The organism is Frankia sp. CcI49 (assembly GCF_001983215.1).
In the GTDB taxonomy this organism is placed as follows: Bacteria; Actinomycetota; Actinomycetes; order Frankiales; family Frankiaceae; genus Parafrankia; species Parafrankia irregularis.
The window spans coordinates 12,247-38,221 of record NZ_MOWP01000012.1 but is presented as its reverse complement, the minus strand read 5'-3'; the positions used below and the strand labels follow the sequence as shown (position 1 = coordinate 38,221).

18 protein-coding genes and 1 pseudogene are annotated in these 25,975 nt (G+C 66.4%); 14 read left to right on the top strand and 5 right to left on the bottom strand.

The window, feature by feature from the left end:
• Positions 1-44 precede the first annotated feature (44 nt).
• Entirely contained in the window at positions 45-938 is an 894-nt protein-coding gene (locus tag CcI49_RS11545) for a dienelactone hydrolase family protein (RefSeq protein WP_083749444.1), read from the bottom strand.
• 31 nt (positions 939-969) lie between these two features.
• Positions 970-3,315 carry a CoA transferase gene (locus CcI49_RS11540; RefSeq protein WP_158230754.1) on the bottom strand — a complete coding sequence of 782 codons (2,346 nt, stop codon included), beginning with the start codon at positions 3,313-3,315 and terminating at the stop codon, positions 970-972.
• 945 nt (positions 3,316-4,260) lie between these two features.
• On the opposite strand from CcI49_RS11540, the gene CcI49_RS11535 reads away from it, so the two are divergent.
• Positions 4,261-5,418, top strand: a complete 1,158-nt coding sequence (locus CcI49_RS11535) for an LLM class flavin-dependent oxidoreductase (protein ID WP_076826334.1) — start codon at positions 4,261-4,263, stop codon at positions 5,416-5,418.
• Positions 5,419-5,494: 76 nt separating this feature from the next.
• The gene (locus CcI49_RS11530) at positions 5,495-6,238 is read left to right on the top strand and encodes a dienelactone hydrolase family protein (protein ID WP_076826332.1); all 744 of its coding nucleotides are present in this window, start codon (positions 5,495-5,497) and stop codon (positions 6,236-6,238) included.
• 510 nt (positions 6,239-6,748) lie between these two features.
• Here the strand turns inward: CcI49_RS11530 and CcI49_RS42035 are convergent.
• Positions 6,749-7,252 carry a hypothetical protein gene (locus CcI49_RS42035; RefSeq protein WP_158230753.1) on the bottom strand — a complete coding sequence of 168 codons (504 nt, stop codon included), beginning with the start codon at positions 7,250-7,252 and terminating at the stop codon, positions 6,749-6,751.
• A gap of 514 nt (positions 7,253-7,766) precedes the next feature.
• On the opposite strand from CcI49_RS42035, the gene CcI49_RS11525 reads away from it, so the two are divergent.
• The 11 genes and pseudogenes from CcI49_RS11525 (at position 7,767) to CcI49_RS11475 (ending at position 21,547) form a co-directional block, all read left to right on the top strand.
• Entirely contained in the window at positions 7,767-9,311 is a 1,545-nt protein-coding gene (locus CcI49_RS11525; protein WP_076826330.1) for a GGDEF domain-containing protein, read from the top strand.
• A 369-nt stretch (positions 9,312-9,680) separates the two neighbouring features.
• Complete coding sequence (locus CcI49_RS11520) at positions 9,681-10,859, top strand: MaoC family dehydratase N-terminal domain-containing protein (RefSeq protein WP_076826328.1); 1,179 nt, start codon at positions 9,681-9,683, stop codon at positions 10,857-10,859.
• 226 nt (positions 10,860-11,085) lie between these two features.
• Positions 11,086-12,282: an ABC transporter substrate-binding protein gene (locus tag CcI49_RS11515; RefSeq protein ID WP_076826326.1), complete on the top strand. Its 1,197-nt coding sequence runs from the start codon at positions 11,086-11,088 to the stop codon at positions 12,280-12,282.
• Between the two features lie 153 nt (positions 12,283-12,435).
• Complete coding sequence (locus CcI49_RS11510; RefSeq protein ID WP_076826324.1) at positions 12,436-15,189, top strand: ATP-binding cassette domain-containing protein; 2,754 nt, start codon at positions 12,436-12,438, stop codon at positions 15,187-15,189.
• 98 nt (positions 15,190-15,287) lie between these two features.
• On the top strand, positions 15,288-15,962 hold the full coding sequence (locus CcI49_RS11505; RefSeq protein WP_241840012.1) for an ABC transporter ATP-binding protein: 675 nt from the start codon (positions 15,288-15,290) through the stop codon (positions 15,960-15,962).
• 243 nt (positions 15,963-16,205) lie between these two features.
• On the top strand, positions 16,206-17,768 hold the full coding sequence (locus tag CcI49_RS11500) for a class I adenylate-forming enzyme family protein (RefSeq protein WP_076826320.1): 1,563 nt from the start codon (positions 16,206-16,208) through the stop codon (positions 17,766-17,768).
• Positions 17,769-17,936: 168 nt separating this feature from the next.
• Positions 17,937-18,770 (top strand): SMP-30/gluconolactonase/LRE family protein, encoded by an 834-nt coding sequence (locus CcI49_RS11495; protein ID WP_158230752.1) that lies wholly within the window; start codon positions 17,937-17,939, stop codon positions 18,768-18,770.
• 161 nt (positions 18,771-18,931) lie between these two features.
• A complete protein-coding gene (locus CcI49_RS44125) occupies positions 18,932-19,063 on the top strand; it encodes a hypothetical protein (protein ID WP_277872712.1) in 132 nt (43 codons plus the stop codon).
• Positions 19,060-20,214 carry an acetyl-CoA C-acyltransferase gene (locus CcI49_RS11485; protein ID WP_076826314.1) on the top strand — a complete coding sequence of 385 codons (1,155 nt, stop codon included), beginning with the start codon at positions 19,060-19,062 and terminating at the stop codon, positions 20,212-20,214. The genes CcI49_RS44125 and CcI49_RS11485 overlap by 4 nt, the downstream gene beginning before the upstream one ends.
• Positions 20,215-20,317: 103 nt before the next feature.
• Positions 20,318-20,554, top strand: a pseudogene (locus tag CcI49_RS11480) (SDR family oxidoreductase); the annotation flags it as partial.
• A 150-nt stretch (positions 20,555-20,704) separates the two neighbouring features.
• Complete coding sequence (locus tag CcI49_RS11475) at positions 20,705-21,547, top strand: SDR family oxidoreductase (protein WP_076826443.1); 843 nt, start codon at positions 20,705-20,707, stop codon at positions 21,545-21,547.
• A gap of 384 nt (positions 21,548-21,931) precedes the next feature.
• Here CcI49_RS11475 and CcI49_RS11470 read toward each other — a convergent pair whose 3' ends face one another.
• Complete coding sequence (locus CcI49_RS11470; protein ID WP_076826312.1) at positions 21,932-23,782, bottom strand: IS481 family transposase; 1,851 nt, start codon at positions 23,780-23,782, stop codon at positions 21,932-21,934.
• Between the two features lie 866 nt (positions 23,783-24,648).
• Positions 24,649-24,978: a hypothetical protein gene (locus tag CcI49_RS43225; protein ID WP_241840011.1), complete on the bottom strand. Its 330-nt coding sequence runs from the start codon at positions 24,976-24,978 to the stop codon at positions 24,649-24,651.
• Between the two features lie 183 nt (positions 24,979-25,161).
• Between CcI49_RS43225 and CcI49_RS11460 the strand changes: the two genes are divergently transcribed.
• On the top strand, positions 25,162-25,914 hold the full coding sequence (locus CcI49_RS11460; protein WP_076826441.1) for an IclR family transcriptional regulator: 753 nt from the start codon (positions 25,162-25,164) through the stop codon (positions 25,912-25,914).
• The last annotated feature ends 61 nt before the right edge of the window (positions 25,915-25,975 follow it).

Below are 25,975 nucleotides of genomic sequence, written 5' to 3'. Positions count from 1 at the left end.
GCCGCGAGCGGGCGTCGCTGATGATGCCGCAGGGCTGCTCCTCCTCAGGCGCGGGCCACCTGGTTCAGTCCTCGCCTGAGGAGATCGACGGTCCTCGCCCAGGCGGCGGCCGCGGCCTCCGGCTCGTACACCGACGGCTCGGTGCCCTGGAAAAGGAATCCATGATTCGCCGCGGGGAAGACGTCCACCACCGCACGGTCGCCGAGTTTGTTCAGCTCGTCAATCAGCGGCTGCTGTGTCGCGACGGGGGAGATCTGGTCGGCGCCTCCGAAGGCTCCGTATATCGTGCCCTCGACCTCCCTGACCAGCAGATGCGGTGAATCTGCCCGGTCAGTCACGGTGAGAAAGGGATGCATGAATGAGCCGGCAGCGAAGACGTCGGGATTCCTGGCCATTCCGTGAATCACCGTGCGTGCGGTATGGCAGAATCCGATGCAGCCGACCGGTCCCTGGTCGGTGGCCGGATTCCTTCGTATCGCGTCGATCAGAACGAGGGCGTCAGAGACCATGATCGCCGGCGTGGTCCGGTCGATGATGCCGAAAAGGCGCTCCCGCTCGGAAGCGCGCACCGAGGGGTCGCTCATGTTGAAGCTGATCTCTTCGCCCTCGCGGTGGTAGAGATCCGGAGCGGCGGCGAAGAAGCCCTCCTCGGCCAGGTCGCGAGCGACGGAGTAGATCTCCTCGCCGAGTCCTGGCCCATGGTGGTAGCAAAGAACGACGGGGAACGGCCCAGGTCCCGCCGGCCGCCAGGTGCGTGCGCCCATGGGGCTGACTTCGGTGTCTGCGATGACTCGGCTTTCGATCAACAATTTGATCCCCATGCTGGGTCGAGATCCGTGATTGGGGCGGCCGCGGTGTCGATCCCCGCGGCTCGCAACGAAGCGGCGAAAGTCAAGTGACCGTCGGGGCCACATCGCCGGTGTGGCCCCGACGGTCACGCTTTCGCCCCGCCGGAGGATGGCTAGGCCGCTACCTGTGGGTCTGCTGGTCGGCTGTCTCTCGGATGACGCCCTGCGCGATCAGGTCATCGGTCCGGGCTCCCAGCCCGAGATCCTCGATGACGGCCCTGCTGTCGCATCCGGGAGGACCGACCGGCGTCCCGAGCCTCATCGGGGTCAGTGAGAGGCGGGGAGCAGGACCGATGAGGGTTCCCCGTCCGATGTCGCGGAAGTCGACCTCCTGGACCAGACCGTGACCGCGAGCCCAGTCATCGGACATCACCTCGCTGAAGGTCGCGGCGATCCCGGCACCGATGCCGGGATCGCCGCCGTTCAGCTCCGCGACCCAGGCGCTCGCCGGCTTGCCCGCGAACCGTTCGGCGAGTTCGGCTTCGAGAGATTCGGGCGCGACCGTGTCGACTCCGTCGAGCCCCGCGACCGAGGCCAGCACGGACAGATCGGTCGACGGCTTGACGGAGAGGTAGAACCAGCGGCCGTCACTGCCCTTGTAGACGTGCTCAAGCGGGCTGTAGCCCCGGAAGTCCAAGCCGCCGGGGTCGTCCCAGTCGCGTGCCCGGTGGTCAATCATGTAGGGCGTCTGCCAGGTCACACAGGTCTGGGCGAGTGAACTGCCCACGAACTGGCCAACGCCGGTACGCATCCGATGAAACAGCGCGACCATGATCCCGAAGGCGGCCAGCTGCCCGGTGCCGCTGTCGTTGATGAGGTGGAACTGCATGTTCCCAGCCGGTGTCTTACTGAATCGCAGGAGCGCTCCGGTGACTGCCTGTCCGATCTCCTCATGCCCGCGGTACTCGGCGCGAGGCCCGAATACCCCGTGAGCCGASACCCTTGAGTAGATGACGTTCGCGTTGTATTCACGGATTGCCTTCTCGCCGACTCCCAGGCGATCCCCGACCGACTGAGAGTAGTTGGTCGAAACAATGTCGGCGCTCTCGGTCAGCCTGTAGAAGATATCAAGCGCGCCGGGCTTCTTCAGGTCGAGCAGTGTCGTACGCTTGCCACCCTGGGTCTGGTAGTGGAGCGTGGTCATACCTCGCCAGTTGGGGTTACCCACATGAACGACCTCGGCGCCGAACTCCGCGAGCAGGCGGCATGCCGCCGGGCCGGCCAGAAGCACCGTCGTGTCGACCGCACGGATGCCTTCCAGCGCGGATCCAAGCGGTATCGCCTCGCCCCCCGGGACCGTTGCCTCCCGGCGCGACCCACCGGATTCCAGCTCCGCGAGTATCTCGTTCCGGTCCGCGTCCAGCTGGTGCCTGGAGGTCGGCGTCGCAGGAGTGGCGGTCAGCGTCACCGGGCTGCCGGCCTGTTTCGTGACCCCCAGTTCCGGGTCCACCAGCTCCACCGAGCCGCCGATCGCGTGCGCCTGCACGTCGTACAGGAGCCATTCACGGCTCGTACGGATCACCGTAAGGTCGGCGATGAGGCCGACCTCGCGCTCCCAGTGGTCGGCCGGCTGCGTCATGAATGCCGCCGAGATCTCCGCGGTCATACTCTCGACGAGTTCCGGATCGGCCTGGATCCGTTGGACTCCGGCTTCGAGGAAGCCGAGGGCCTTCCAATCCTCGTACTTCCCGACCAGCTTGCCGAAGTCGGCGACCTGACGCCCTTCCAGCCAGGTGATCCGTACCCAGCGACCGTCAGCGCACTCATAACTGCGTGCGATGGGGTAGATCGAAGAACTACCGAACCCTCTGGGGGGCGCGTGCCCTGTCTTGCTTCCCGGCGGAATGTCTCCATAGACGCGGGTCAGTTCATAGGTCGCGTCGTAGAGTGAGACCTCGATCCGCTGGCCCAGCCCGCAGCGCTCTCGAGCGATCAGCGCCGCGACCACGGCGTTCACGGCCGTGAGAGCACCCGAGACCGACGCCAACGGGAGAGTGTTCACGACCGGAGCGGCGCTCCAGTCCAGGTCCTGTGGCGGGTAGAGACCGGCGACTGCCGCGACGACGCCCTCGCTCGCGTAGCAGGTCGCTCGCGGGTCGTCGGCGGCGAAACCCGGTATCGAGCAGTAGACGAGGCCGGGATTACGCGCCAGTGCCTCGGCCGAACCGAGACCCAGCCGATCCATCACTCCAGGACGGAAGTTCTCGATCAGCACATCCGCGGAGTCGACCAGCTTCCGGGCGATCTCCGCATCGTCGGGATCCTTGAGATCAAGGGAGATGCTGCGCTTTCCTCGCTGCAGGATCGCGTTGCAGTCGTTCTTCCAGACCGGACCGCCGGGGGGATCAACCCGGATCACGTCCGCTCCGTAGTCCGCCAGTAACTGGGCCACCAGCGGACCGGCGATGTACTGGCCAAAATCGATCACTCGTACACCGGAAAGCGCGTGACCTTCCTGCTGTGCCATAAGTRCCACCTCCATGGCGGGCTCTCGTCGCGACCAACAATCAGGCCGGACAGGGCGTGGCTCAGCTGTAGATCGGGGAACCCGACCTGCCGGAATCCTGGGCCAGCCAATACCGGCCTGGACCCATCTTCGGGCGGCCTCGATACCGTTTCCGAGGACAGTGGTTCCCGCGCGAAGACAGATCCGTCTCTATCTGGTCGCTGGTAGATGATTCTTTGTCAATGAACCGGAGTGCCGTCGTGAAAGATCGACACCCAGGACGTGGGTAGCTTCGTCGACATCGCGGTCGCCGTGCCTGCGCCGATGGCTGGTAGCGGCAAGAACATCTCGCGTGGTGGAGGAGGTGGAGAACGCTACAGATCGCTCCGCGGCCGTCGCATGCCGCGAAATTTTGGGCAGAAGTACAGCCGCCGAGGAAGCAGTAGCTGAAGGTATGCTCCGGATGCCTGGTCCGCCGAGATGGAGCCGATGATTCCCTCCGCGCCGCGCCCCCTCAAGATGCTTTCGCTGGGCTGGTCCAGGTTCCGCCCGCCCAGCACTGGCGGCGGGTCTCTCTCAACTCGATCAGCCGCAACGAACCCGCGCATGTCGATGCTGCTCGGCCGGCCCCAGGCGCACCTGCGGCACTGAACGTCTGTGCAGGTGCACATTAGGTCTGTAGTTCGCGCCCGGTCAAGTGATCGCGTTCGGTTGGCCGTCGCGATCGGTGAGGCGATTGCCGCCCGGACCTCGGGAGGGCGCCTGCGGCGATCTGGCGCTTGACACCGGCGATGACGTGGCTACGATCGCTGCACAGTTGTTCAGGGTTTCTGTCGGCTTGGCCAGTGTGCCAGCCGGCGTGCCAGGAAGTCGCGTAGCTGGCTGGCGAAAATCACACTCCGTCATCGACCGGCGATCCGTGGTCAAGGCCGGTCATCGACCACTGTAGGGAGAAGGACAGCAGCGATGATCGAGAGCTGGGGCTTCTACATCATGACCCCCGAGGACTACGTCCGCACGGCGGCCGAACTCACGCCGGCGGCCATGGAAGACGCGTTCGAGCACTGGATGGACATCCTGGCCCGGACCGAGGAGTGGGGCTTCGACGGCCTCTCGTTCGCCGAGCATCACTTCCTCCCGGACTCGCTGATCCCGTCGCCGCACATCGCGATCGCCGCGCTGATCAGCAAGACGACACGGCTACGTTTCACAACCGCGGGAAGCGTGTTGTCCTTGCATCACGGCTGGAGGTACGCGGCAGAGGTGGCGATGTTGCGTTACCTCTCGAAGGGACGGTTCGAGCCCGGCGTCGCGCCCGGCTCCGGGCCGACGGAAACGATCCTGGCCGGATACCCCGGCGAGGAGGCTCGGCCGCGGTACGAAAGCGGAGTCACCCTCCTTGAGCTGGCACTGACTGGAAAGCCCGTCACGCTTCACGACGACTTCTACAAACTGGACAACCTCGAAATCGTGCCCCGCTGGGAGCCGACAGGACCGCAGGAGCCCGTCTGGGCGACCGTTCTCTCGCCCGAGTCGGCGGTGAGGACGGCGGAGCGCGGCTGGAAGCTCCTCACCGGCTGGGTCCCGATCAACATGGCCAGTGCCATCGCGGCGCGCTACTGCGAGGCCGCGGAAGCGTGCGGGCACTCGACTGATCCGTCCATGCTCGGCCTGCGCAGGCGCGTCTTCGTCGCCGAGACCGACGCCGAGGCGCGGGAGAAGTTCGAGGCGGCGCAGAATCTTGTGCCTGTCCTGCTGCGCATGGAGGGCAGCCAGATGGAGCTCGCCGACCCGCGCATCCGCAACCTGCTCGACAATCCCGAGGACTACGTGATCGGCTCGCCGGAGACGGTAGCGGAGAAACTGATTGATCAATGTCGGGTGGGCGGCTTCGGCGCGCTGTTCGCCTGGGCGGACTTCGCCTCCTTCCGCTGGGCGGATCTGGCCCGCTCACACGAGCTCTTCGGCACGCGGGTCGCTCCGTTGCTGCGCTCCGCGCACGTCGACTCGGCCGCAACACGTACACGCGATGCCGAGACTGACGAGGCGGCGGCGCTCGCCTTTCAGGTGAATCGGGCGGGGGTTCAGGGTGATATCACCCAGGTGCGACGTGGCGGTGCCTAGGTGCGAGCCAGCGACTACCGGGGCCGAGTTGACTTTTTTTGATTTGGAATTCGTCACCGACTGAAGGTGAGCCGCAATGATTGAAGATCGCCTTGTAGTGCGAACGGTTGACGGCTCCATGTCGGCACGCATATGGCACCCCGACGAGACCGGGCCATTTCCTGTAGTCCTGTGCTATCATGCAGGGCCTGGCCTCGGAGAGAACATCTACTCGGTAGCCCGTCGTTTCGCCGAGGAAGGCTATTTAGCCGCAGTCCCTGACCTGTATTATCGCCATGGTCAGGAAGTAGCGTTCAACATGGCTGAGGTCATGAAGCCGGACAGTGCGGAACGCGCCTGGTTCGACAGCATCATCGACGCGACCACGCCCGAGCGTATGGTTGCCGACTCGGTGGCCCTCGTACAGGCTCTTCGGGAGGGCTCCGCGGCTGCTGCCGGCCCGTTCGGATGTATCGGTTTCTGCCACACGGCCCGAACCGTGATTCGCGCGATGGCCGAGCACCCCGATGTCTTCGCCGTCGGTTCCATTCTGCATCCGTCCTTTGTCGTCACCGACTCGTCGGACTCGCCGCATTTGTCGGTCAAGGACATCAAGGGTGAGATCTACGCTGGATTCGGCGGCGTCGACGTCCTCGCGCCGTTGGCGGAGCAGGAGCCTATGATCGCGGAGCTGGAGAAACTCGGCTCGCGGGCCACTGTCGAGATCCATCCGGCGGGGAATCACGGGTTTCTATTCCCGGGTACCCCGGTATACGACGAGAACGGCGCTGCGGCCGCATGGAAGAAGACGCTGGAGATCTTCGGTCGGCGGCTGAGGTAAAAGAGTTCGAGACCAATGCCGCGTCGAGATCCATGGTGATCACAGTGTGAACCTCGTGAGTGCTGCTGCCGGTGCGGGGCCTTATCTGTTTGCAAGCCGATATGGCCCCGACTCGGCGGTGCCGCGCTGTCGCGCCTCGGACCTGCTGGACGAAGTCACCGGCTGGAGCGCGCCGTCCCGAGTGTAGCGAGGGCCGCCAGCGGCCGCTGGGGCGGTTGGTCGAGGCGCAGTTCTTCGACGACACGGGCTTCGCCGAGGACAGCTCGGCCTCGGCCGGGGGGGCGGACGTACTCCGGAGCGGTCGGGAAGGTCGGGAACCGTGAGGTCGGCGGCTCCTCGGAATGGATGTTCGTGGCGCTGGACCGGCCACTGTTCCTGCCCTTCTCGTGCGACGACGCCGTACTCGACGACCCGGACGATGCCGTGGCGGGTGCGTGCTCGCATGCCCGGGCGTTGTAGTGGACGACCGCTGATCGCAAGCGCATCGCGGCGAGGTGCCGAGAGACCCCATCAGTCCGAGACGATGACCCGTTCGACGCTCGTTCCCAGTGTCTCTTCAAGGTGCCGGTCTCGCGACCGGCGCCTCGCGACGCGCCATCGCGCGGCAGGACGATGGTCCGCGTCGGTGCCTAACACGATCAGCGGAGCACGGTTCTGCCTGCAGACACGGGCCAGCAGCGAAGTCGACTGGCCCGTGAGTTCGAGCCAACGGAGCGGTACTCCCGACAGACTGGCCAGAGTGACCGCGCGGTCGCGCAGCCCTGGGTCTTCGCGGAGGGCCGAGAGCATCTGCGGTGGAGTGATGGGAACAACCAATCCGTCCGGTATGAGCCAGGAGGCAACCGAGGGCGGGCTGAGGTGGACTAGGAGCAGATCTGTCCTGAACCGCTCGGCGTGTACTCCGGCAACGAGTACGACGGGAAGGTCACGTAGGGACTTGATGACGGCCACGACCGGCCCGGGATGCGGCTTTCGGTCGCCCCCGAGGTCGGGAAAATCCTCGGTCGTGGACATCCGGAATCTCGTCCTCTCGAAACGTGGCTTTCCTGTTGTCGCCACGAGGTTCTCGGTATCCGCCGGAGAGTGATGACATCGACTCCACACGGTCACTGCTCGAGCGGCAGGTCGGCGGTCCGGCAGAAGCTACGGCAAGAACCGGGCGGCAGGAAGGTTCATGTCCCGGAATCCGGGATGCGTGGTGTGTGATCGCGAGATGCAAGATCCGCGGTCAATGCGGGGCGATATGAACTATGCCTGAAATGAGTGGTTCGGTGACATAAGCGGGAAATGCGACCTGCTGGCTGGTAAGGCTTGGCCGTAGTACGTACTTGCCCGATGTGCGCGCGCGACCGGGCGGCGCGATGCTGTTTGTGGTGCGAGCTGTCACGGAAGGAGCTCATGTATGCGTCACGCCGGTCGTGTCGGGTCGCCGACAGAGGGCGTCGGGGTTCAGAGCGCCGAACGCGGCCGGACTGGGCCTGCGCGTGGGAGCCGACCCGTCAGCGAGCGTGCCTTCCGATGGATCTCAATGGGAACAGCGGGTCTACTTCTCGCCCTCATCGTGCCGCAGGCGCTCCTCGGTGGTCGAGCCCTGGCTGCCCTCGAGCTGTGCGCGCCGGGTGTCAGCGCCCTGTGGGGCTGCACGCTGGCAGCCGTCGGAGTCGCGCGCAGCGAAGGCGCGGAGCGTCACTGGCGCCTGTTGATGTCCGGCTTTCTCGCTGTGGCCCTCGTGATTGGTGTCGAGTGGATCGTTCTTTTCGGGATCCAGGGTGATCGGCCTCAGTTTGGGCTCGTGAACGTCGTGCTCCTGATCGGACCTGTTCTTGCTCTACGGTCCGTCCTCTACCTGCCCGATCGGCCGGAACGGAGCGGGCCTGGGACCAGGGGCCCACCCGGTGCGGCCGGAGTACGGATACCGCGCCGATTTCTGGTGGTGATCGATGGTCTGCTGATGGCTGGGTCGATTCTGCTGATCATCTGGGTGGCATTCCTGGAAAGGCTTGTCGACGCCGGCATCAATGGATGGCCTTTCGCGCTGGCGCTGGCTTTGCCGTTGAGTAATGCTGTCCAGATCGTCGCGCTTTTGCTGGTGCTGACTTTCGGTAGGCCCTACAACACGAGGGCAGTGGTTCTGCTCCTCTTCGCCTTCGTCGCTCTGACCGCGTCCGGGATCCAGAACGTACATTGGGTAGTGGCGGAGCAAGTGGTCGTGAACCAGGCCACGTCTCCGTGGATCGGCGGCCTTGTCGGGATCACGCTGCTTGGGCTGGCGCTGGTAGTTCCGCCCCGAGAATCGAACGGCCGCTACGCGCTCCGCGACGCAGTTGTTTCGGTGTGGGAACACGTCTACCTGCCCTATTTGCCCTTTTTGGCTGCGGTCGCGTTGATGACCGTGTTGATCGTGCGCGACGATCCGATCGCTCGGGTCGAGCTCGGGCTCTTCGTCGCCTTGGCCGCGATTGTGACGATCCGCCAGATGATCACCTTGCTGCAGAACACCCGGTTGCTTGCCAAGGTCCAGGAGACGCAGCGGTCGCTTCGTCATCAGGCCCTGCACGATCCTTTGACTGGCCTGGGTAACCGTTTGCTGTTCGATGCCGAGCTCGCCGAGGCTGTGGACCGTCAGCGCGACGGGGGTCGCTCGGTCGTCCTGCTTGTCTGCGATCTCGATGACTTCAAGGGAGTCAACGACACGCTCGGGCACGCCGTCGGCGACGAGCTGTTGTGCGCGGTAGCTGGCCGGATGCGGTGCGCCGTACGTGAGGAAGACCTAGCGGCCCGCTTGGGTGGCGACGAGTTCGCCGTCCTTCTCGGGGATTCGGGAAGTGATCCGTGGGTTACCGGCGAGGAGGCTGCCCGGCGGCTCGAGGACGCAATGCGACCCCCGTTTCGAATTCATGGCCATGACTGGGCCGTCGGGGTCAGTGTCGGACTCGCCGTGGCCGACGCGCGTGCCCTCGTGGGTGCTGATGACATAACGCGACGGGCTGATCTCGCAATGTACGCCGTGAAGAAGCGGCGGCGCGCCAAAGCGCAGACCCAGGCTGCGGCGACGTTCGTGAACAAGCGATAGAACTCCCGACACGCTGAGCGTGCGCGGGCTACTGCCACGCCTGGCGATCCCGCTCGGACTCGATGAGGCCTGAGTGATTCACCGTCCGCGATCTTTGCTGACCTTATGAAATCCTCGGGTCACGTTTCGTGCTGCTCGCCGTCTGCCTGGAGATCGTCCCTCAGGCCGTTTCCGGGATCTGGCTCGCTGCCCCCGCCGATGGTGGACGGACCCTGCCTGGGCCGGGGGAGCTCTGCAGCTCCTGACCTGCGCGGCCCCGTGGCGCGAGGCGTGGCAGTGCCGTCCAGCTTCTCGGGACGGCGGCCTTGTAGCGCACTCCTCCTAGCGCCACGATCCGACTCCGGCGTGAATTCAACGGAGGGATGATTGATGGACAATGCCGCGTGGAACGAAGTCCTCGCGGGCTACGTCGCCGACCTCGAAGCCAGCGACCGCTCGTCCCGCCCGGCACCGAGTGAGCCAGAGGGTGCGTACAGTTTTCCGCTCGCGAACACGACAGTCACGGCGGACCTGATCCGTAACTTCGCCAACGCGATCGGTGACCCCAATCCGCTCTGGCGTGACCCGGCATATGCTGAGGCGAGCGCTGCGAAGGGAATCATCGCGCCGCCGCTGTTCGAGATCTGCGTGGCCGAGTTCCCGCGGACGCCGGAACCGCCGGACGTGCCGTACTGGCGCCCCTTCAACGCAGGCACCAAGCGCACCTACCATGCCCCATATCGTCCCGGGCACATTGTGCATGCCACCGACCGGTTCGTCGGCATCGAGGAGCGCAGCAAGCCGGGGCGCCCGTACCGGCTGTTCCTGACCCGCTGTGAGCGATCGTTCTACAGCCAGGACGACGAGCTTCTCAGTACGGTCGAATCCCGCACGCTGAGTACCGCCTTCCCGCCGGGAATCGACGACGACGGCGCCGGAGTGGCGTACGGCGCGTATGAGATCCACGGTCTTTCGCCGGATGAGATCCAGAAAATCCACGACTACTACGAGAAGGAGCTCGCCGGTAAGAACCGGCGCGGTTCCGAGTCGCGCTACTGGCAGGACGTCCGGCCCGGCGACTCGATTTCGGATTTGTACATCGGGCCGTACGACCTCAGTGATGGCATTGCCCTCTGGGGTGTCATGGGGAGCGCGGCGGCCTTCGGCCTGAAATGGGACCAGGCGCGACATGTCACCAACGCGACGGTCGTCGACCCGGTGACCAACGAGCTGCGCCACCCGATCGAGTGGCACCTTACAAACGAGGTGGCGCGAGTGGCGGCCGGAGTGCCGTTCGCCCCGGCCTTCGGATCGCATACAGAGTCACTGGCAACGCACGCTGTCACCAACTGGGCCGGAGACGACGGCCGGCTCGTCGAGATCGACAGCCAGGTCCGGGCGATGCTTTTCCACGGCGACGCGGCCAGGACGACCGGGGCGGTAACCCGTGTGTTCACCGGTGACGCCGGCGAGCACCTTGTCGAGCTGGACCTTCGGACGGCGACCTTCCCTGCGGGGCGGGTGGTCGGCACGGCACGCGCGACGGTCGAGCTCCCGTCGAGGCCGTGAGGGGAAGGCGAACCAACCGAACCACCCCAGGCCGGCCCGACCATGCGCGCGCCGAACTGCGACGACTATGCCGAGGGCCCGCTCGACTGGCGCCCACGCACGGGACGGACGACAGCCGACGAGGCCCCGCCGGCAGGTGGGGTCTCCTCGCTGCATATCGAGGAAGTTGACGATGAATTCTATCCGCCGAAGAATCGCCTTCGGGTTAGCCCTCGCCTCGACTGCCGTGCTGGCCGCCTGCGGCGGTGGCTCCTCCGCAGATCACTCATCTGACAATGGGACGGGTCTGAAGGGCTCGACGGTCTCCATCGGCGTGCTGGGGGTTTTCAGCGGATTCGCCGCGGCGTCGAGTGGCGGTGGCGCGAAGGCCGCCGAGGCGTGGGGAAAGTACATCAACGACAATGGCGGTCTGAACGGCCACCCCGTCAAACTGATCGTCAAGGACGTCGGAACAACCACTGGCGCCGGTCTCCGTTACGCGCGCGAAATGGTCAMACAGGATCACGTGGTCGCGATCATAGACCAGGATCTGTCCGACACAAGCTGGCTCAAGATCGCCGAGACCGCCGGGACGCCGGTCATCGTCGCCAACCCCGGGCACGGCCAGCTCATTTCGCCCAGCGCCTTTCCGGTCGTGTTCTCACCGGCTACCGGGGTCTACGCACTGCTCAACGAGGGCAAGCACTTCGGTACGAGGTTCGGTCTGGTGTACGCGACCGAGCTCGCCGCGATCACCCCTCTGCCCATCTACAAGACCATGGCTGACGCACAGGGCATGACAATGCCGGTGATTTCCGGCGTGTCGATCTCGGCGCCGGACTTCACCTCGGTCTGTCAGCAGCTGCTGAACGCCAAGGTCGACTCCTACACGGTCGCCGGTGGGCCGGCGTTCACGCGGAACGTCGCCGACCAGTGCCGCCAGCAGGGGCTCCAGGCACCGCAAGTGCTGCTCGGTCCCAGTGCGGCGGGCTTCTGGAAGACCGACCCGGCCTATGACCAGGCCCGGGTGATCGACTTCGTCGCGCAGGACTTCACGTCACCGTTGCCCGAGCAGAAGAAGTACCGGGCGGCTCTCGAGAAGTACGTGCCGAGCTTCGTCGGCTCGACCACCGACAACACGTACGCCAGTTCCACGTGGCTGGCCGGCCAGGTGATCGCGGCCGCCGCGAAGAACGTGAAAGGCGACCTGACGGGCCCGAGTCTGAAGACCGCGATGTACACCCTGAAGGGCGAGACGCTGGGCGGTTGGAGCCTGCCGCTGACCTACAACGAGGGCAGGACCACCTCGCTGCCGTGCTGGTTCGACTGGCGGATCTCGGACGGTACGTTCGAGACGCAGAGCGGCGCGAAGCCGGTGTGCGCTCCGACCGCCGTCATCACCGCGGCCGACGCCCAGCTCGCGAAGGCGGCAGGCGGCGGCTGAGCCGATCCGCGGGTCCGGCGGACGAGCGGTGACGGGACCAGCGCCGCTCCCGGGGCGAACCCGCGGGAGGGCGGTCGATACCAGCCCTCGCCGTCAACAGAACCCAGTGGACGGGTGGTCCCGAAAGCCGACGACTGACACGGAGTTTCCAGCGTGCTGCCATACCTAGTAGCGGGTCTCACAACCGGCTCGATCTTTGCGCTCGCCGCCGTCGGCCTGGTGCTGACCTACAAGACCTCGGGCATCTTCAACTTCAGCCACGGGGCGCTCGCCAGCGCGTCCGCCTTCGGCTTCTACTTCCTGCACGAACAACACGATGTGCCCTGGGCGCTCGCAGCGGCGATCTGCGTGTTCGTAGGCGGGCCGCTCCTCGGCCTGCTCCTTGAGCTTGTGGCCCGCCGGCTCGACGGTGCCCCACTGGCCTCGAAGGTTCTCGCGACCRTGGGCCTGCTCCTGGTCATCCAGGGCGCCGTCGAGCTCCTCTACAAACCCGGCGAGCCGCGGGAGGTCCGGCAGTTCCTGCCGACGGGCTCGTTCCACGTCGGGGACACCGCCGTGGCTGCGAACCAGGTGATCACGTTCGCGGTAGGGCTCGGCGCTGTCGTCGCCTTGACCATCTTCCTGCGGACCAGCCGTACCGGGCTCGCCATGCGGGCCGTCGTTGACAACTCCGAGCTGCTCGACATCACGGGTGTGCCACCGGTGCGGGTGCGGCGCCTGGCCTGGATGCTGGGTTCCGTCATGGCGTGCGCGGCCGGTGTGCTGCTCGCGCCGCTGCTGCCCCTCGACGCCACGACCATGACCTTCCTCGTGGTGACCGCTTTCGGCGCCGCGGCGATCGGCGGCTTCACCAACCTGCCCGCCACCTACCTGGGTGGGCTGGCGATCGGTGTCGGGCAGGCGCTGCTGCAGAAGCAGTTCGTCGGCTCGACCGGGCTCGGCGCCGGCCTCGCGAGCAGCCTTCCGTTCCTCGTGCTGTTCACCCTGCTCGTGGCGGTACCGCGGCTGAAGAATCCGAGTGCGACCCTCTCCAGATCGGGCGTCGCTCGCGCGACATGGCGACCGATCTGGCAGGTGCGGGCCGGGTTCTCGCTGGCCGCACTAGTCGTGCTGCTGTTCGTCCCGAGTTTCGCCGGGTTGCGGCTCACCGACTGGACTCATTTCCTCGCCTATGTGGTGCTGTTCCTGTCGCTCGGGTTGCTTGTACGAACGTCCGGTCAGGTCTCGCTGGCACATGTCACGTTCATGGCCATCGGTGTCGTCGCGTTCGCGCACGTCGCCGTCGATCATGACTGGCCGTGGCTGCTCGCGCTGGCGTTCGCGGCCGCCGTCGCGGCGCCCATCGGCGCGGTCCTGGCGATCCCGGCGATTCGTTTCCCGGGCCTGTACCTCGCGCTCGCGACCCTCGGTTTCGGGATCCTGCTGCAGCAGATGTTCTACAACCAGAGCTATATGTTCGGCAGCCTGGGCGTCGGCGTCACGGTTCCCCGACCGCATTTCTGGGGGATCGACGCGACAGGTGACCGGGGCTACTACTACTTCGTCCTGGTCTTCGCCGTTCTGGTGGCGTTGCTCGTCTTCCTGATCGGGCGCAGCCGTCTTGGCCGTCTGTTGYGGGCGATGTCCGACAGCGCCAGCGGCCTGGCCTCCAGCGGTGCCTCCATCAACGTCAGCCGGGTGCTTGTCTTCTGCCTTTCCGCGGTGCTCGCCGCCATCGCCGGCGTCCTCGACGCGGGAACCCTGGGACTCGTCGGAGCGGACGGCTACCAGCCTCTGCTGTCGTTGCAGTTGTTCGCGGTGGTGCTGCTCGCGCTCGGAACGGCGCCCTGGTACGCGATCATCGCTGCCGCCGCGCAGGTCCTGCTGCCCTCCTACATCTCGGTGGGGGAGAAGGTCACCTACGCCCTGACCCTGGCCTTCGGTCTCGGCGCGATCGTGATCGCGACCTTTCCCATCAGCGTGGCGTCTCTGCCAGCCCCGGTCCGCCGCCTGTTCGACCTGCTCGGGCAGAAGCCGGACGAGCACGTGCCTGCTCTCGGAACGACGGGCGCCGCGGCGGCCGGCGATGGCCCGGAACCGGAGACGGCACCCGCCATCGTTCGTTCCGGCGGTGGGGGGAGCCTTCGGGTCGACGACGTCACCGTGCGCTTCGGCGGCCTGGTCGCCGCCGACGCCGTCAGCCTCACCGCGGATGCGGGGCGCATCACCGGGCTCATCGGCCCGAACGGCGCGGGAAAGTCCACTGTCTTCAACGTCTGTTCCGGCTATGTCCGTCCCGTTAACGGCTCGGTGAACCTTGACGATCGGCCGATCGGCAGGCTTGCTGTCCCAGCACGCGCACGGGCGGGGCTGGGCCGCACGTTCCAGCAGACCGAGCTCTTCGACTCCCTGACCGTCTGGGAGAACATCGCGATGGGCGCCGAGGCCGCGTTTGCCGGATGGAACCCGTTCGACCACATCCTGAGTTCACGGTCGCAGCGTGCGCGTGTGCTCGCGGCGACGAACGAGTCGCTGGAGCTGTGCGGTCTGGGCCGGCTCGCGGGCGCGGACGTCGGAACACTCACCACCGGACAACGCCGGCTCGTCGAACTCGCGCGCTGCCTGGCCGGGCACTACGAGGTGATTATGCTTGACGAGCCCTCGTCGGGGCTCGATCACATCGAGACCGAACGCTTCGGCGAGATCCTGCGGCGGGTCACCACCGACCGTGGCGTCGCCATCCTGCTGGTCGAGCACGACATGGCGCTGGTGAACCAGGTGTGCGACTACGTGTACGTCGTCGATTTCGGGAAGTCGATCTTCAATGGCACTGTCAGCGAGGTCAGCATGTCGGCGGCGGTGCGTCAGGCCTATCTCGGCGACGCCCTGCCGCCTGTCGAGCGCGAGATCGAGGACGCCACCGCATGATTACTCCCATCGAGGTCTCGGGGACGTCGAGTGCTCCCGAGGAGAGTTCTCCGGTTCTCGCGTTCGCCGGGGTCAACGCGGGATACAGGTCTGTGCCTGTGCTGCGTGACGTGTCGTTTCGTGTCATGCCGGGGCAGATGGTGGCGCTGCTCGGCGCCAACGGCGCTGGCAAGACGACCACATTGCGCGCTGCCGCCGGCCTGCTGCGCCCGACGAGCGGCCAGATCGCGCTGTTCGGCGCCCAGGCCCGCAGGACGAGCGCCAACATCCGAGCGAAAGACGGTGTCTGCCTGATCCCGGAGGGGCGTGGCATCTTTCGCAGCCTCACGGTCCGCGAGAACCTGCGCCTGCATGGCGCGGTCGTCAAAGGACGGTCAGACGACGGCGTGGCGGCCGCGATTGAGGCCTTCCCCGCCCTGCGTGACCGGCTCGGAGAGCCGGCGGGCCGGCTCTCCGGCGGGCAGCAGCAGATGGTCGCGCTTGCCCGTGCCTACATAGCGCGGCCTCGCCTCATCCTGCTCGATGAGGTGTCACTGGGACTGGCGCCGAAGGTCGTCGACGAGATTTTCGTGGCACTTGGCGCCCTGGCCGCGACCGGCGTGGCGATGGTGCTGGTCGAGCAGTACGTGCAGCGAGCCATGGCGATGGCCGACGAGGTGATCCTGCTGCGTCGAGGAGCGATCGAGTACTCGGGGCCGCCGAGCGGGCTTGACGAGGAGGCGGTCGTACGAGGCTATCTCGGTCATGCCGACGACGCCGGCGCCGACGGCTGACCAGGCGGGGAGCGACGGTGGCCCAAGCTGCCGCCCGGTCGGCGTGGTCGCCTTCGCGGTGTACCAGATTCCGGGATGAATCTGTTCCGCGGACGTCCCGCTTCGGCCCATCATGGCGTGCCCGCCTGGCTCGCGAGCTGTAGGTGGAGCAGGAGCCTGGACCGGCACGGACAGTGCGGTCTTCGCCCGGCCGCTGGACTCGAGCGTTTCCGGCGGCATGACGCCTCGGAAGGAAGGGCGTTCGTGAAGTCACTGAAGGAACTGCTGCTATGGACCGAGTCGGGCTTCGGCGCGAACGACGCCATCATCGACCTCGACCGCGGGGTCCGCTGGACCTACGCGGACCTGAACGCGGCGAGCCGAAGCGTCTGCGCGTCGTACGCCGAGGGCGGGATCGTCAAGAACGACCGCGTCGGCTGGCTGGCCATGGCTCCCGGGGCTGACGTCACCGCGCTGAGCTTCGGTGCGCGCAAGATGGGCGCGATCCCGGTCGGGATGAACGGCCGGGCCGCGCCCGAGCAGGTCGCCTGGATGATCAACAATGTCGGCCTGTCCGCGTTGTCGTATTCGGGGGAGTGCGTCGACCTGCTCGATCGACTGCTTGAGATCGGTATTCCGACCGTCAGGCATTTCATTGCGATGGACAAGCCGCATGATGACAGTCATGCCACGCTGAGCACGGTCTACGAGCGGTACGCCGGTGCCGATGAGCCGACAGCAGATATCGCGCCGGACGACATCGCTCTGATCATCTACACGTCGGGCTCGACCGGACGCCCCAAGCCCGTCATGCACTCGGAGGCCAACTGGCTTGAGACGATGATGGTGTCGGCTTTCGCCTGGGGCTCGAATTTCACCGACCGTTTCCTCAACATACTGCCGCCACATTTCGCCGGCTGGGCTCACGTCACCGGCGCGACGCTCCGGGCCGGCTCGGCCGCGGTCTGCCTGCGTTTCGACCCCGCGTCGATCGCCGCGTCGATCGTCAGCGAGGGGGTCACTCAGGTCGCGCTCACACCGACCCTGGTGCGGATGATCCAGGAGGCGGTGCCCGACCTCGTCGGCTTCGGTCAGGGCAACAACGTGCGCACCGCGATGCTCGGCGGGGAGTTCGCCAACGACGAGGTCCTCGAGACGCTCACAAGGCTGTTCCCGAGAATGCGGCTACTCGGCTCGTACGGCGCCACTGAGGCGGTGGCGCTGTACACGGGCGTCGGTAACCCGCGAATCGGCAGTGACGGCAGGCTAGTCGGCAAGCCGCTGCCTGGTGTCACGGTCGAGCTGCGTGACACCGAGAGCGGCGAGGTCGTCACCAAGGCGGGGCGTCCAGGCGAGATGTTCGTCCGCGGGCCGGTTGCTGTGGGCATCTGGGGCGATGAGGCGGCCACGGCCAAGAACTTTCCGGATGGGTGGTGGCGCTCCGGTGACCTCATGGAACGCGATGAGGAAGGTTATTACTTCATCGCCGGGCGCAGCGACAACGTCTTCAAGAGCGGTGCCATCAAGATTCAGTGCGAGGAGGTCGAGGCCATCCTCAAGACGCACCCGAGCGTGCTGGACGTGGTGGTAGTCCCGGTACCTGACACCCGCTTCGGCTATGTACCGCACGCCTTCGTGCGAAGCGATCACGAACTGACCGGCGACGAACTCGAGCAGTACTGGCGTGGCCGACCGGACGCCGCGCCCTACGCGCGCCCGCGGCACTGGACGATGTGGGGCAGCGCGCCGTTCCCGATGGTCACCGCCGCGAAGGTCGATCGGCATCTCCTGCGCGGCCGGGCCCAGGAGGCGTGCCCGGTCGGGTGACGCGACCGCGCCGACCTCGAGCCCACTTTCCCGGGCCAGCTGGCGGTGCGCTGCTCAGGTCGCGCCCCTCACGTGGCAACGCGGGTGGCAGTTGTGGAAGGCGCCATCGCCTCGTCCACGGCTGGCAGAGCCCGGCACCTGATCCGAACAACCAAGGAGGTGGTCGGCGTGGCTGCCGACCCGCTGCGAGTGCTCGCCACAGGCCTGCGGTTTCCGGAAAGCCTGCGGCTGCGTGAGGGCGCTGTCTGGTTCAGCGACGCGACTCGAGTCTGCTCGGTGGTCCCAGGCGAGCCACCGCGGGTTCGCGGCAACATCCCGGCGAGGCTCGTCCTCGGGTTGTCGTTCCTGCCCGACGGCCGCGCGATCAGCAACGCCGTGCAGGAGCGGGTCGTCTACGCGATCGACAACGGCAAGGCCGAGCCGCTGGTCGACGTGAGCACCCACACCGACTCGTGGATCAACGAGGTGGTGGCGACCCCCGACGGCGGCTTGGTCGTCGGCCCGACGGGTTTCGACATGCTCGCCGGTGAGGCGCCCCGGACGACCCGGCTGCTGCGGGTCCACGCGGACGGGCGCATCGAGCCCAGCGGACCGGACCTGCTGTTTCCCAACGGCATGTGCCTGGCGGACGACGGGAAGCGGCTCGTGATCGCCGAGTCACTGCGAGGTCGTGTCGTGTCGATCGACATCCTCGCCGACGGATCGCTGTCCCCGGACGCGGTCGTCGTCGCCGATGCAACGGGGTGGGAGGGCCATCCCGACGGAATCTCCTACCTCGCCGACGGCAGCGTCTGGTATGGCGACCCGCTTTCCGGCGAGGCGGTCCATGCCAGCGGTACGGAGCTCATCCGGCGTGTCAGGACCGGCTACGCGCACATCCCTGCCTGCGTCGTCGATGAGACTGCGGGCATCCTGTATCTCGCCGCGACCGACGCGATGCCGGCCCCGGGCCTGGAATGGGACGGCAAGGGAGCGCTGCTGGCCGTTGATCTCACGGCATGAGGTTCGGGTATGAACGGGCCGTCCGACACCAACCCGGCGGTCCGGCGCACGGTCATCGTCGAGCGGCCGGCGCAATGATCTGCGGCGGCATTGCGAAGTCGTCGCCCGACTCATCGAAGCGCTGTAACACCATCAACTTCGCCAGAATTATGGAGATCGACATGGTCGAGTCAGACGTGTTCCGCGCGCAGTGGGACGGCGTGGGGCCAGGCAGGGCGACGGCCGTTGTCCGGTCGCCCAGCCTCTGCCTGCTGGACGGAATCATCGAGACCGTGACGGCTGGGGCGCTGTGAGCGCGGCAGCGCGCGACGCCGTCATAGTCGCCGCGGTGCRCACGCCGGTGGGCAGGCGGAACGGAGGCCTGTCCGGCATCCACCCCGCCGACCTGTCAGCACACGTTCTGGACAGAATCGTGCGGCGCACCGGGATCGACCCGGCGTCCGTCGACGATGTGGTGTGGGGCTGTGTCAGCCAGGTCGGCGAGCAGACCTTCGACATCGCAAGGACAGCGGTGCTGTCGGCCGGGTGGCCGGAGTCCGTGCCGGGCACGACCGTTGACCGGCAGTGCGGGTCGTCGCAGCAGGCTGTGCACTTCGGCGCGGCGGGGCTGGTATCCGGGCAGTACGAGGTCGTGGTCGTCGGCGGTGTCGAGAGCATGTCGCGGGTGCCGATGGGATCCGCCGCCTCCGGCGGCTTCCCGCTGGGAGAACGCTATATCGAACGCTATGGTCCGGAGTTCCCCAACCAGGGGATCGGAGCGGAGATGATCGCCGAGAAGTGGGCGCTGTCGCGCACGCGCCTCGACGAGTTCGCGCTCGACTCGCACGCGAAGGCGGCGGCCGCGGCGGATGGCGGCCTCTTTGTCGACGAGATTGCGCCGATCGACATCGACGGCACGACGGTCTCGATCGACGAGGGCATCCGTCGTGGAGGAACCTTGGAGGGCCTTGCCGCTCTGAAGCCTGCCTTCCGGCCTGACGGCACGATCACCGCCGCGAACTCCTCGCAGATCTCCGACGGCGCGGCAGCCCTGTTGATGATGACCGCCGAGGCAGCGGCTGCGGCCGGACYGACCCCGCTCGCCCGGGTCCACACCGCGGTCATCGCCGGCTCCGCCCCGATGCCGATGCTGACCGGCCCAATCCCAGCGACGGCGAAGGCCCTTCAGCGGTCGGGACTGCGGCCGGACGACATCGGAGTCTTCGAGGTGAACGAGGCCTTCGCCTCGGTGGTACTCGCGTGGGCGGCGGAGTTCGAGATCGACCTGGCCAGAGTGAACCCGCGCGGAGGCGCCATCGCGCTGGGGCATCCGCTTGGTGGCTCGGGCGCGCGACTGATGACGACGATGCTGCACCACATGCGGGCCGGGAACATCCGCTACGGCCTACAGACCATGTGCGAGGGCGGCGGGCAGGCGAACGCCACGATCATCGAGCTCCTCTGACGAAGATAAGATCGCATGGGCAACCTTTCTTACAGCTTCTCGGAACGGACCGTCGTCATCACTGGCGGTGCTCAGGGAATCGGCCTGGAATACGGACGTTCCTTCGGTGAAGGAACTGGCGCGGTTCGACGTCACCGTCAACGCGATTTCGCCGAATGCCGAGACCCGAATGGACGTCTCTATTCAGGAGGGCAGGATAACCGAGCTCGTCGCGGGGATCCCGATGGGGCTCTTCGCTGATCCGACGGAGATGTGCGCGGCAGTGGGCTTCCTCATGCGCGAGGAGGCCGGCTACGTCACAGGCGTGGTGCCGCCCGTCGACGGCGGAATCTCGATCTAGCTTCTGGCGCCCGGCCGCGGATCGCGATCGAGCGCGATGCGCCGGCCGTGCCGGGTGCGATGGGCTTGATCCGGCGCCGGGCGGATCCCTGGGATCACGTGCCCTTCGTCGAGAGTTGCTGTGGAGCGCCGAGTAAGCGAGGTAGGACTCATGGATAACGGCACGTGCACGACCTTGGCGGGGCGGACCCTGCTCATGTCTGGAGGTAGCCGGGGGATCGGGCTCGCGATCGCCGTCCGGGCTGCCAGGGAGGGGGCGAACATCGCTTTTGTCGCCAAGACCGAGGTTCCCGATCCGCGGATTCCGGGTACGGTGCACTCGGCTGCGGCGGAGATTGAGGCGGCGGGCGGCCATGTTCTCCCGATAGTGGGTGATATCCGTGATGACGCCGCTGTGAAGGCCGCCGTCACGAAGACGGTCGACCGCTTCGGCGCCCTGGATTTCGTCGTAAACAACGCGTCGGCAATTTCCTTGAAGGGGCTCGGGGACCTCTCGATCAAAAATTATGACCTGATGCTCCATGTCAACGCGCGCGGGACCTTCGCATTGATCTCCGCGGCCTTGCCCCACCTGCTCGACTCGCAAGATGCCCGGGTTATCACTCTGTCCCCGCCGCTCAATCTCGATCGTCAATGGCTCTCTCGGCATGCACCGTACACGGTCAGCAAGTACGCCATGACCATGCTCACGCTCGGCCTCGCGGAAGAGTACCGCGACCGAGGTATCACGGCGAACTGTCTGTGGCCGGCGACCCTGATCGCGACTGCGGCTGTTCGGAACGTGGTTGCCGGCGATGCGGGCATGCGAGCCTCCCGGAGACCGGAGATTATGGCTGATGCTGCTGCGGTGCTGCTCGCCCGGCCGGCGGAGGCAGGGACCGCCGAATGTTACCTGGATGAGGATGTTCTGCGGATTTCTGGGGTGACCGACCTGTCACGCTACGCAAATGACGCAGCATATGGGGCGAACCTCGAACCGGATCTTTTTGTGTGACGCCTTCTGTCCGCCGGATTTCGCGTCGACCTGGTGGGTCATCGTGACGACGCGGAAGCCCGGTGGTCGGGCCGCGGGGAAGCCGGCGCTCCGCCGGGGTGATTCGACCGGTGGAACCGCCGGTCGAGACCGTCGTCGAGTCCTTGGAATCCTTCTCGCCTCCCGTGGGGGCCATACTGAGGCACACGGCCATCGGCGATCTTCGGGAATCCACACACCCTGAAGAGCACCGGTGGCTTCTTTCGTTCCCAGGTCGGAGCCCCTGTCCCCACCGTCCTACCATGTCCCACCAGACCGGACGTCCCAGGCGTTCGGCCGGAGTGCTGGCGCGATGGACTGGCCGACTTCAGCGGGCGGTCCATCGCCGTTTGTCAATGTATGGGCTCAGGACATGCTTGACGTTTTGTCGTCAGTAGATGCTTGACGCTCGGCTGGTTGGACGCCGGCGCCGGTGGTGTGGAGTCGGGTGATCGGTCCGGTGCTTCGTCGCGGGCGGACGGCAATCTGCTCGTCGCCGTGCAGGATGCGTAGGTGGGTGTCCTCGATGACGACGGTGACGATTTTCCCGCGGTGGGCGAGGCCGAGTTTGATGTTCTGGCCGGCGACCCTGATCCGTCCGGTCGCGTGGACCTTGCGCTGCGCGCGCAGGGATCCGGCTGACAGCGGCGGCGGTGGTAGCGGGGTCGCGGGCAGTCGGGCGCCGCGCAGTTGGCCGAGGCGGTCGGTGGGGATCGGGCAAGGCCAGGTGCCGATGAGGGCTCCGTCGGTGATGGCGTGCAGGAGGTGGCCGTCCAGGCGCAGCGTGATTCGGCGGCCGGCGAAGGCGAACCCGACGAGGTGGTCGGCTCCGCCGATGGCGACCAGGCCGTCCTTGTTGACGGCGCGGTCGATCTCGACGGCCTGACCGGCGGCGAGGACCGCGGTGCCGTTCGCGCGGCGCAGCGCGGGCCGTTCTGGTGCCGGGCCGGCGGGTCGCGCGCCGCGCATGGCGAGGTAGCGCAGGTCGTCGGGCAGGAGCCGGGAGGCGATGGTGCGGATCACGTGGCCGTCGTGGCTGAGGTGGATGCTGCGCTGGTCGGCCCAGATGGTGACGGTGCGCCCGGCCATGCTGTGGTGCAGCGAGACGAACTGGCGCCCTTGGCGGATCGTGATGCTGCCCGAGGGTGGCACCCGGCGCTCGGACTCGACGGCCGCGCCGTCGCTGATCGGCCCGGCTGGCGGTTCGATCACTCCGACGACCAGTGATGACGGCCCAGTCTCCGGCTCGGACCCGGGCTCGGCTTGCCGCAGGGCGGTGTCGAGGCGGGTCGGCCCGTTCGGGCGGAAGAGGCTCGCGGGGACCGCCATGTCCAACGCCTGATGCGGACGCTGCTGGTTGTAGCTGGCGACCCAGGCGTCGACCGCGTCCTGGGCGACGGCGATCGAGGCGAACGGGACGACGTGGTCGAGGAACTCCGCGCGCAGCGTCTTATGGAAGCGCTCGATCTTCCCGGTCGTCGTCGGTGACCGCGGCTTGGTCAGCCGCTGTTTGATGCCGTTGTCGAGGCAGACCTTCTCGAACAGCACCTGTACCGGTAGCGGTTTCAGATGCCGGCCGGTGAACTGCCCGCCGTTGTCCGTGAGCACCTCCGACGGGACGCTGTACCGGCGCATCGCCGCGGTGAACGCCTCCGCGACCTCTCGGGCGGACGGCGTGGCCAGCACCGTGGCGATCACGACGAACCGGGAATGGTCATCGATCCCGGTCAGCAGCTTGCACTCCCGGCCCTCGGCCAACGGCACACCCCCGACGATGTCGAGCTGCCACAGATGCATCGGCGTCTCGCGCTGCCACCGTTTGTACTTCCGTGTGTGTTCCTGGGCCTGCGGGACGATCATCCCGTTACGGGTCAACACCCGATGCACCGTCGCCCGCGACGGCACCACCGCCAGATCGTGGCCTGTGAGCTCGTGGCAGATCCGGCGTGCTCCCCACCGCGGATGCTCTCGGCGCAGCTGGCAGATCAGCGCTTCGACCTCGGCGCCCAGCCTCGTCGGGCTCGCGTGCGGACGCCGGGAACGGTCCGCCAGACCCGACTTCCCCTCCGCCGTGAACCGCCGCCGCCACGTGTCCAACGACTGCCGTGACGTGCCGTACCGCACCGCGACCTCACCGATCGGCGAACCGGCCAACACCTCGCACACCGCCCGATACCGGTACTCGACCACCGCCAGATGATCCGCAAACCCGCCCATTCCGCCACCAACAAGAAGCAGAACAAGATCATGGATGGCTACTTGTCGTCAAGCATGTGCTGAGAACGAACCGTCAAGGATGTCCTGAGGCCTCACAGCGACAGCCGTTAGCCCCGCGGCCGGCCGGGCACTCATCGAGGCGACCAGTAGTGCCCACGATCGAGCCCAGGTAGGTCCCCGATCCCAGCTCCCGATGCGAGGCCAAGCTCATCTCGGCCGTCCGGGTTCATCGGGTTGGGGCGATGCGTCGGGGCTGCCTACCGCCTTGGCGGTAGGCAGGGTGAGCGCCGTGGCCGTGGCCGTGACCAGGCCATAGCGCCGACGGCGGAGACTACTGGTGATGACGCCGCCGCGGCGCGCGATCCCGAAAAGAATCTTCCCGTCCACGGTTGACCTGAGGTCTACCGTGATGCTCCCCTACTTCCGATGCACGCGAGCGGACGGTAGGCGGTGTCGCCTGCCGCCGATGGGTTCGGCCGTGTGTAACGCGGTACCGGGGTGGAGACGATCGTGGCGTGACAAGGCCCTGCCCGGAACGCTCGTGAGGTCGAGGTCCTTGACAACCGGAGGCAGGGCGCCGGGTCGGAAACTTCTGATCATCATTGCCCCGATTGGACGGTCCAGTTTGCGGACCAATGGACCGTGTGGTGGACCGTTGGTAGGCTATGTGATCAGTTGGCCGATCGTTCGGCGCTGTTTGGGCGCGGATTCCTCGGCGGGGCGGAGGTAACGGTGAGTTTGACTCTTCGAGATCATCTGGGCCGTCCGGGGCATCCCGGATTCGACGCCCTGGATCAGTGTGACCCCTGTGGTTGCAGGGAGTCATCGGGCTACCGTGGCGGCCCGGCATGAGTGTGCCGACTTCGTTAGAGGCGTCCATTTCGTGCCGTGAGTTGATCGTCGCTTTCGCGCATCACCTGGACCATCGCGAGTTTGACCAGGTCGCAGCACTCTTCAGCGAGGATGGCGTATGGGTGCGTCACGGCGAGCACCTCGCCGGACGTACGCAGATCCACGATCTGCTTTTGCGGCGGCCCGCCAATCAGGTCGAGCGTCATGTCATGACTACGATGCGTGTCACTCAGCGGTCGGCGACCAGGTGTGACGCTGTCAGCTATGTGATGATCTTCCGGTCCGACCGAGGATCGGTGCCGCCGGCCGTCGTCGCGGGCCCCTCCGCGGTCGGCGAGTTTCATGATCGGTTCCTGTTGACCGCCGAAGGTTGGAAGTTCACTCACCGGTCGTCCGAGTCGGTGTTCGTCATCCAGCCTCCGGTCTGACCGGCTGCCGCGCGGCCCCGGATGCCGACCGTGTATGGCCAGCCAAAGCGCCGAAAAGCCCGCCCCGGGCGATTATTAAGAGACAACGAAGGAATGACCATGCGGAGCGTGCGGACGGCGATGCAGGTTCTGGAGGCTGTCGCTCAGTTACAGCCCGTGGGCCTCTCCGAACTGAGTCGGAAGCTGGGCTTGCCGAAGACCACTGTGCAACGTGGGCTCACCAGTATGGCTGAGAGCGGGTGGCTCGAGAGCGATCCTGTGGATTCGACGAAGTGGATCGTGAGTGTCCGGGCCTTTGTCGTCGGCAGCACAGTCAGTGATAGAGGCGGATTACGGGCACAGGCGCTGCCCCGTATGAACGCGCTGGCCGCCCAGGTCAAGGAGACGATTCATCTCACCATCTTCGATGGTGAGACGGTCCTTCTGATAGAACGCATCGACAGCGTGCATCCGGTTCGAGCCTTCACCCCGCTGGGCCAACGCGCGGAACTTCACGCCAGCTCAAACGGAAAATCTGTCCTGGCCTACCTGCCMCCAGTGGAGATCGACAACTACCTGAAGACCGACCTCGGAGCGATTACCCGTCATACGGTCACCGATCCGGAGATCCTCCTCAAGGAACTCGAGGAAATTCGTACCCGTGGGTACGCAATCAGTGCTGAAGAACTGCAGGAGGGAGTCGTCTCGGTTGCCGCGTCCATTCGGCCGGGTGGCGGCCGGCCGGTTGGGGCATTGTCCATATCGGGGCCTGAGCCGAGGATGCCTGCGGTGCTCCATGATGACTACGGTGAAAAGGTTCTTGCGGTTGCCGAGGGTATTGCTGCGGCGCTCCCGGTCCGTGTGCTCGACTGAGTAGTTGTTACGGTGCGCCTCAGGTCCGCGGTCGATGGGAGTCGGCGATCTTCGACAGACA

Excerpts from the sequence above, each read along its gene's own strand:
- CcI49_RS11530 (WP_076826332.1), top strand. The coding sequence starts at position 5,495 with ATGATTGAAGATCGCCTTGTAGTGCGAACGGTTGACGGCTCCATGTCG.
- CcI49_RS11475 (WP_076826443.1), top strand. The coding sequence starts at position 20,705 with ATGGATAACGGCACGTGCACGACCTTGGCGGGGCGGACCCTGCTCATG.
- CcI49_RS43225 (WP_241840011.1), bottom strand. The coding sequence starts at position 24,978 with ATGAAACTCGCCGACCGCGGAGGGGCCCGCGACGACGGCCGGCGGCAC.
- CcI49_RS11470 (WP_076826312.1), bottom strand. The coding sequence starts at position 23,782 with ATGGGCGGGTTTGCGGATCATCTGGCGGTGGTCGAGTACCGGTATCGG.
- CcI49_RS11525 (WP_076826330.1), top strand. The coding sequence starts at position 7,767 with ATGGGAACAGCGGGTCTACTTCTCGCCCTCATCGTGCCGCAGGCGCTC.
- CcI49_RS11520 (WP_076826328.1), top strand. The coding sequence starts at position 9,681 with ATGGACAATGCCGCGTGGAACGAAGTCCTCGCGGGCTACGTCGCCGAC.
- CcI49_RS11535 (WP_076826334.1), top strand. The coding sequence starts at position 4,261 with ATGATCGAGAGCTGGGGCTTCTACATCATGACCCCCGAGGACTACGTC.
- CcI49_RS44125 (WP_277872712.1), top strand. The coding sequence starts at position 18,932 with ATGGTCGAGTCAGACGTGTTCCGCGCGCAGTGGGACGGCGTGGGGCCA.
- CcI49_RS42035 (WP_158230753.1), bottom strand. The coding sequence starts at position 7,252 with ATGTCCACGACCGAGGATTTTCCCGACCTCGGGGGCGACCGAAAGCCG.